Origin of the sequence: Actinoallomurus acaciae (assembly GCF_042429965.1) — a bacterium.
In the GTDB taxonomy this organism is placed as follows: domain Bacteria; phylum Actinomycetota; class Actinomycetes; order Streptosporangiales; family Streptosporangiaceae; genus Actinoallomurus; species Actinoallomurus acaciae.
Window position 1 is genome coordinate 1 of record NZ_JBHLZP010000457.1, and the last position, 6432, is coordinate 6432.

At 71.6% G+C, this 6432-nt stretch carries 5 protein-coding genes and 1 pseudogene; 4 read left to right on the plus strand and 2 right to left on the minus strand.

The annotated features are described in order from the left end of the window. The 3 genes and pseudogenes from ACFFNX_RS38405 to ACFFNX_RS38415 form a co-directional block, all read left to right on the plus strand. Positions 1-219: pseudogene (locus ACFFNX_RS38405) on the plus strand (NrfD/PsrC family molybdoenzyme membrane anchor subunit); the annotation flags it as partial. Positions 220-356: 137 nt separating this feature from the next. Continuing rightward, a complete protein-coding gene (locus ACFFNX_RS38410; protein WP_378211022.1) occupies positions 357-1073 on the plus strand; it encodes a nucleoside/nucleotide kinase family protein in 717 nt (238 codons plus the stop codon). A gap of 313 nt (positions 1074-1386) precedes the next feature. Next, positions 1387-2640: an NRAMP family divalent metal transporter gene (locus tag ACFFNX_RS38415; RefSeq protein WP_378211023.1), complete on the plus strand. Its 1254-nt coding sequence runs from the start codon at positions 1387-1389 to the stop codon at positions 2638-2640. Positions 2641-2663: 23 nt separating this feature from the next. Here ACFFNX_RS38415 and ACFFNX_RS38420 read toward each other — a convergent pair whose 3' ends face one another. Further along, entirely contained in the window at positions 2664-5789 is a 3126-nt protein-coding gene (locus tag ACFFNX_RS38420) for a HEAT repeat domain-containing protein (protein ID WP_378211024.1), read from the minus strand. A 9-nt stretch (positions 5790-5798) separates the two neighbouring features. Then, a complete protein-coding gene (locus tag ACFFNX_RS38425; RefSeq protein ID WP_378211025.1) occupies positions 5799-6104 on the minus strand; it encodes a trypco2 family protein in 306 nt (101 codons plus the stop codon). 106 nt (positions 6105-6210) lie between these two features. Between ACFFNX_RS38425 and ACFFNX_RS38430 the strand changes: the two genes are divergently transcribed. After that, the coding region (locus ACFFNX_RS38430; RefSeq protein WP_378211026.1) for a ferredoxin at positions 6211-6432 on the plus strand (222 nt) is incomplete at its 3' end.

The following is a 6432-nucleotide window of genomic DNA, read 5'->3' on the forward strand; positions in this document are numbered from 1 at the left end:
GCCGTGGCGCTCTCGGCCGCCGGCGCCGCCGGTGCCGCCCTGCTGGGCGGACGCAGCCGTACGGCGGCGGTGCTCGGCGGCGCGGCACTGCTGACCGCCTCCGCCTGCACGAGGTTCGGCGTCTTCGCCGCCGGGATGCGCTCGGCCGAGGACCCGAAGTACACCGTCGTGCCACAGCGCCGGCGGCTGGAGGCCGACGCCGGCCGGCCGCGAGCGTAGGGCGCGCATCGCGGTGAACCTCTGCCGTGGCGCGTTCATGCTCGAGAGTCGGCTTATCCTGCCGGTGATGGCCCTCACCCCCTTGATGACCCTGACGACCAGCCGCAGCGCGCACCGTCCGGCGGATGTGATGCCGGGTGCTTGAGGCACTGGCCGCCCGCGCCCGTGGGCTCCGGCACGGCGGCGAGCGCGCGATCCTCGGCATCGCCGGCTGCCCGGGAGCGGGCAAGTCGACCCTCGCCGAACTCCTGGTCCGCCGGCTCGCGGAGGAGGGCGAGGCGGTCGCCCTCGTCCCGATGGACGGGTTCCACCTGGCCGACGTGGCCCTGGATCGCCTGGGGCGGCGGGAGCGCAAGGGTGCCATCGACACGTTCGACGGCGACGGTTACCTGGCCCTGCTCCGCCGGGCGCGTACCGACCTGCGCCGTACCGTCTACGCGCCGGGGTTCGAGCGCGACCTCGAGCAGCCGATCGCGGGCAGCATCCCCGTCGATCCGGGCGTCCGGCTGGTCGTCACCGAGGGCAACTATCTGCTCGCGGACGCGGAGCCGTGGCCGCTCGTACGCGCCGAGCTGGCCGAGGTCTGGTACTGCGAGCTGGACGAGGCGGTGCGCCGGGAGCGGCTGATCGCGCGTCACGTGCTGTTCGGCAAGAGCGAGCCGGAGGCGCGCCGGTGGGTGGCCGCCGTCGACGATTCCAACGCCCGGCTGATCGCCGCCGGCCGGGGGAAGGCGGACCTGATCGTCGACATGGCGGCCATCGGCCCTGCGGAGCGGGTGACGGTCACTCGGCGGGTGGACGTCGGGCGGGATGCCCGCCGTGGCCGTGGCGGCCGGGACGAGCGTCCGCAGTAACCGGGGGCGGCGCGATTCGCCCGGCGGCGGGCGTCGTGCGGGGTTCTCGCCGTGGTCGTGGCGGTCGGCGGGAGTGGCTGCGGTAGGCGGGGGCGGTACGCCCGCGAGGTGGCGGTGCGTGATCCGTTCCGGCTGCGCACTGCCCGACGGCCGAGCCGCGGAGGCGGCGTCTCTTCCCCCGGGCCTCGTGGCGGAGCAGGCCCCTCGCCGGGTGCGGTCGACAAAAGAGACGTCAGACGTCTTACTATTGCTACTCGACTCAAATAGTCGGCTTTCCCGCTCCCGCGGTTGCCCCCACCCCCAGGAGGTTCGAATGGCGAAGACGGCGAGCGGCTCCAGGCCGGCGAGGGGCCCGGCCGCCGAGGACGGTGGAGCGCGCCGGTGGCGCGTGCCGCCGCTGCTCGGAGCCGCCCTCCTGATGGCGATCACCGCGGCCGGGCCGGGGTTCATCACGCAGACGGCGACCTTCACGTCGGCCTACGGTGCGTCATTCGCCTGCGCGGTCGTCATCTCGCTGGTCATCGACCTCGCCATCCAGACCAACATCTGGCGCGTGGTCGGCCTGTCCGGAATGCGCGCCCAGGACCTCGCCAACAAGGCCCTGCCGGGCTCCGGCCACGTGCTCACCATCCTGATCGTGCTCGGCGGGCTGATCCTCAACCTCGGCAACATCTCCGGCGCCGGTCTCGGACTGCACGAACTCTTCGGGCTGAACGTGCGGATCGGTGTGGCGATCAGCGGCTGCCTGGCGATCGCCGTCTTCACCGCCAAGGCCATGAACGCCGCCGTGGATCGCGTGGTGGTCGTGCTCGGCGCCATCAAGATCGTCCTGATCGTCGCGCTGGTCCTCGTCACCGCACCGCCCGTCGGGGAGGCCGCGGTGCGTACCGTCGCCCCGCACTCGCTGCCGTTCCTGCCCATCCTCACCCTCATCGGCGGCACCGTCGGCGGCTTCATCACCTACTCCGGCGCGCACCGCCTCATCGACGACGGCATCACCGGCATCGGCAACCTGAAGCGGATCAACCGCGGCTCGCTCACCGGTGTCCTGGTCGCCTCGGTGCTGCGCATCGTGCTGTTCCTCGGCTTCCTCGGCGTGGTGTACGGCGGAGTGCGGCTCAGCGCGGCGGACCCGGCCGGATCGGCGTTCGGCCATGCGTTCGGCTCGGCCGGCGAGCGGCTGTTCGGCCTGGTGTTCTGGTGCGCCTCGATGACGAGCATGCTCGGCTGCTCCTACACCTCGATCTCGTTCCTGCAGTCGATCGCGGGTCCGGTGAAACGCCGTTTCCACCAGGGCGTCATGGGCTTCATGGCGTTCACCACGGTGCTGTTCCTGATCCTCGGCCAGGCGCCGGCCAAGCTCCTGGTCTTCGCCGGCGCGGTGAACGGCCTGATCCTGCCGATCGGCCTGGCCATCATGCTGTGGGTCGCGATCCGGCGCCGCGACCTGATCGGCGCTACGTACCGGTACCCGGTGGCACTGATCGTGTTCGGCGCGGCCGCCTGGGTGTTCACCGTGTACGCGGGGGTGAACTCGCTCTCCTCGCTCGGCGACATCTTCCGCTGATCGGCGCGGGTTCGGCGGACGGTTCACCTGGCAGGGACGTCGGCGGGGTTCGCGTCGTCGAACATCGCGTCGATGTCCCGGCCGTAGCGCCGGATGAAGAAGGGGAGGAACGGCCGCGCCGGACGGGCCAGGGCCGGCACCAGCCGGCGGCGGATCCTGCCACCGGTGAACTCGTCGAGCACGCGTTGTTCGATCGGCAGGTCGAAGTAGTTCCTGGCCCTGACGCGCTTGCGGGCGGTATTGGCTCTCCGGCGTACGAGGGGCGCGATCGTGTCGTCGCGGGACACGGCGTCGAGGAGGCCGAGCGCCCGTCGATCACCCAGGCGCGCGAGGTACCTGGCGGCCTGGAACCTGCTGTAGCCGGGGAGCGGTACCTCCGGCGCGGTCTTGCGGCGGGTGGCCGCCACCAGGATCGACACGCCGCGATCCTCACCCAGGCGGGCGAGGCCGAACGCCGCCCGCATCCGGACGAACGGCTGGAGGTCCTCGTCGCGTGCCATGGTGAGCAGGATGGAGACCGCGCGGCGATCATTGAGCTTCACCCCCAGCAGCCTCGCGGCCAGCGCACGGTGGGTGTTGTCGATCGTCCGGTCGGTGGCCAGGTCGTGCAGGATCTCTCCGGCGCCGGGAAGACCGAGATCGGCGAGGACGCCCGCGCTGTGCACCCTCGTGAAGGGGAGCAGGTAGGTGTCACGGGTCATCGCCGTGAGCAGCGCGACGCCGCGTGGGTCACCGCGCTCGGCGAGCTTCAGCGCGAGAAACCCGCGGGGGAGCTCGATGCCGAAGCAGCGGATGATGTCGGTGAACCGCCACTCGTCGTCGAGGCTCTTCCCCGCCTCCAGCCCGAAGGCGTCCGGTTCCGCGTACATGTCGGCCAGGACGTCGGCCGCCCCGTCTCCGCCGAGCTCGGCGAGGGCGGCGGCCGCCCTCGCCCGATGCATGAGCGAATACGCCCGTTTGCGGCGGACCAGCCTTCTCAGGTTGCGCGACGCCTCCTGGACGGTGCGTCGCGGAAGCGCGGTGCCGAGCCTTGCCAGGTCGGCGACGAACTCGCAGCCCGGCAGGGATCTGCCGGTCGCCAGGCGGTTCAGCGACTTGACGGCCGACCGCGGGGTCTCCCGCGCGTCGAGAAGAAATCCCAGATAGGACGCTTCGGGCGCGGCGGCGGGGACGGACAGGTAGCCGGTGGCACGGATGCGCCGGCGTACGGCGGCGAGCCCCTCCCGGAGCACGGCGGCGTGCACGGCCTCGTCCTTCGCGACGTGCCGCGCCGCCAGGAACTCCACCAGAGTGCGGTGGAGGAAACGGAGGTCGTCCCCGACGAGCAGGCCGGTGCGGCGTACGGCGTCGCGTAGGAAATCGTCCCAGACGGCCGCTGCCACCGGTTCGGGCCGGCTGAGGTCGCGATGAGCGGCGATGAACCGCGCCGCCTCCACATCGTCGGCCGTGTTCCGCCGGACCGCGAGTTCTTCGACGACGTCCGGGATGCGGGCGATGGCCTTCTCCGCGGCCCGCAGCACGTCCGGTCCGTAGCGCTCCAGAGCGGCCCGGGTCTGAGCGTGGATTCCGCCGGAACCCCGCGCGTGGAGGCGTTCGGAGAGCAGCTCGACGAACCGGGCGAAGACGCCGCTTCGTCCGGTGGGGAGCGGCGCCGTGGAGTCGGACAGGTGCAGTCCGAGGAGCATGGTCGCCATGAGCGGGGTGCGCGCGAGCTCGCGGATGCCGGCCCGTTCGAGCGCCGTGCCGAACGAGCGGGCCGCCTCCTCCGGATCGGCCGCGCCGGCCGCGCCGAGCCACCGCTCGCAGAACTCCGCGAACCGGTCCTGATCGAGCGGCCGCAGCAGGTAGCGGCGGACGTGTGCGCCGGCGACGTCGAACTCGTGATTGGGTAGCGGCCGGGTGCCGACGACGAAGCGGTGGGCCGGCGATGAGAGCGAGACCAGTGTGCGGAGCACGCGCCGCCGTGCCTCGGGGTCGATGATCTCGTCGAGGCCGTCGACCAGGATCAGCCAGCGCCCGCCGGGGCGGGGCGGATCCTGGAAGAACTCGTCGGCCAGGGGCGCGGTCAGGCCGAACGGCGCCAGGTCGCGAGAGACCGCCGCCGCGAGGGCGGACGGTAGCGGCGCGGAGGTCGCGAGGTCGGCGGCCTGGACCAGCACCGGCACCTCACCGTCGGGATGGCCGCGCCGCCACCGGGAGACGCCGTCGATCAGCAACATGCGGAGCATGCTCGACTTGCCGCCCCCGGGACCCGCCATGACGATGGCGTCGCCGTCGAGGTCCAGCAGCGTTCGGGCGGATGACACGTCGGCGCCGGAGATCTCGCCCAGGCCGTACGGCCGGATGTGCTGCGGCAGGTAGACCTGGCGGAGACCGGAGGCGGGCGCGATCAGACCGGGCCGCGGGTGTTCGTCGGCCGCGCGTGCACCGGCGTCGAGGTAGGCGTCCAGGCTCAGGACATGGGGCGTGATCGTGGTCAGGCGGCCGCGTTCGAGCGGCAGGCCGATGAGGTTGTGCAGGCGCTTCAGCCGCCTGTACTCCAGTTCGGCGTACCAGCGGTCGACGCGGCTGCCGGTGAGGGTGTTCAGGGCGTCGCCGAGACGGTGCTCGCTCACCACGCCGACCAGGTGGCCGACCGACCAGATGGCCGCGCCGGACATGCCCTCCCACGCGGATCTCCGGGGGTCGGGATCGGGGGCGGGCGGATCGACGACGATCTCCAGCCCTCCTTCGCGCCGCCACGACGCGGGCCGGGCCGTACCGCGGGCATGGCGGGTGTCCCGGAACACGATCTCCCTGCCGCCGGAGTCCTCACCCCGGTGCAGCCGAGAACGCGGGAACCCGACGGTCTCGATCGGCGATGCCTCGGTGATCGCCCCGTAGCGGACGGGTTCGACCTCCTGCCCCGTGTCGAGGCGGATGACCGCCAGGTCGACGGCGTCTTCGTAGAAGACCACCTGACCGGGCTGGGTCCGGGCCTCCCCGTCGTCGTCGACGAACCGTACGCGGACCCGGGCATCGGGCGCGACGACGTGGGCGGCCGTCAGCACCATCCGCCGGCACACGAGGTAGCCCGAGCCGCGAAGGCCCGCCTTTCCGCCTTCCCCGGTGATGATCTGCGTTATTCGGCCGACGTCGAGTCCGGGCATTCCGCCGGGTCAGTCCTCTCCGTCTTCGGCTTCGCCGGACACCCGGGGAGTGATCCGGCCGCCGTCGGCGTGGAGAGTCGGAGTGAGGGTGAGTTTCAGTTTCTGCGTGGAGATGTTCTTGTCATTCATATCGGCGCCCAGATCGACGACCCAGAAGCGGACCTTGCCCTGGACGCCGTCGGTCTGCTCGACGCTCACGCTGAGCTCCAACTCGATCGAGCCGACTTCGAACTGGAGGCGCTCGTTCTCGCCTCCGTCGATCGCCCGATACAACTCGTCGCGCAGATCTTTTATCACGTCGGCCAGCTCGATCACATTTATCTCCCGCAGTTGTGCTGCCGTCAGCATGGCAGACGAGTGGGTCCCATAAGTCGGCGTTTTCGGGCGCCGTGTCCGGGCATGGTCATCCGAGGGGCCTTCCATGAAGGTTGTCGTGGATCTCACCCGATGCCAGGGATACGCGCAGTGTGCGTTCGCCGCCCCGGATGTGTTCACCATCCGGGGGGACGAGGCGCTGCTGTACGACTCGGATCCGGATGAACGGCAGCGGGAGCGGGTTGAGCGGGCGGCGGCCGCCTGCCCGGTGCAGGCCATCGTCCTCGACCGGCAGGATGGCCGGCGGCGCGCGCCGCCGACGCCACCT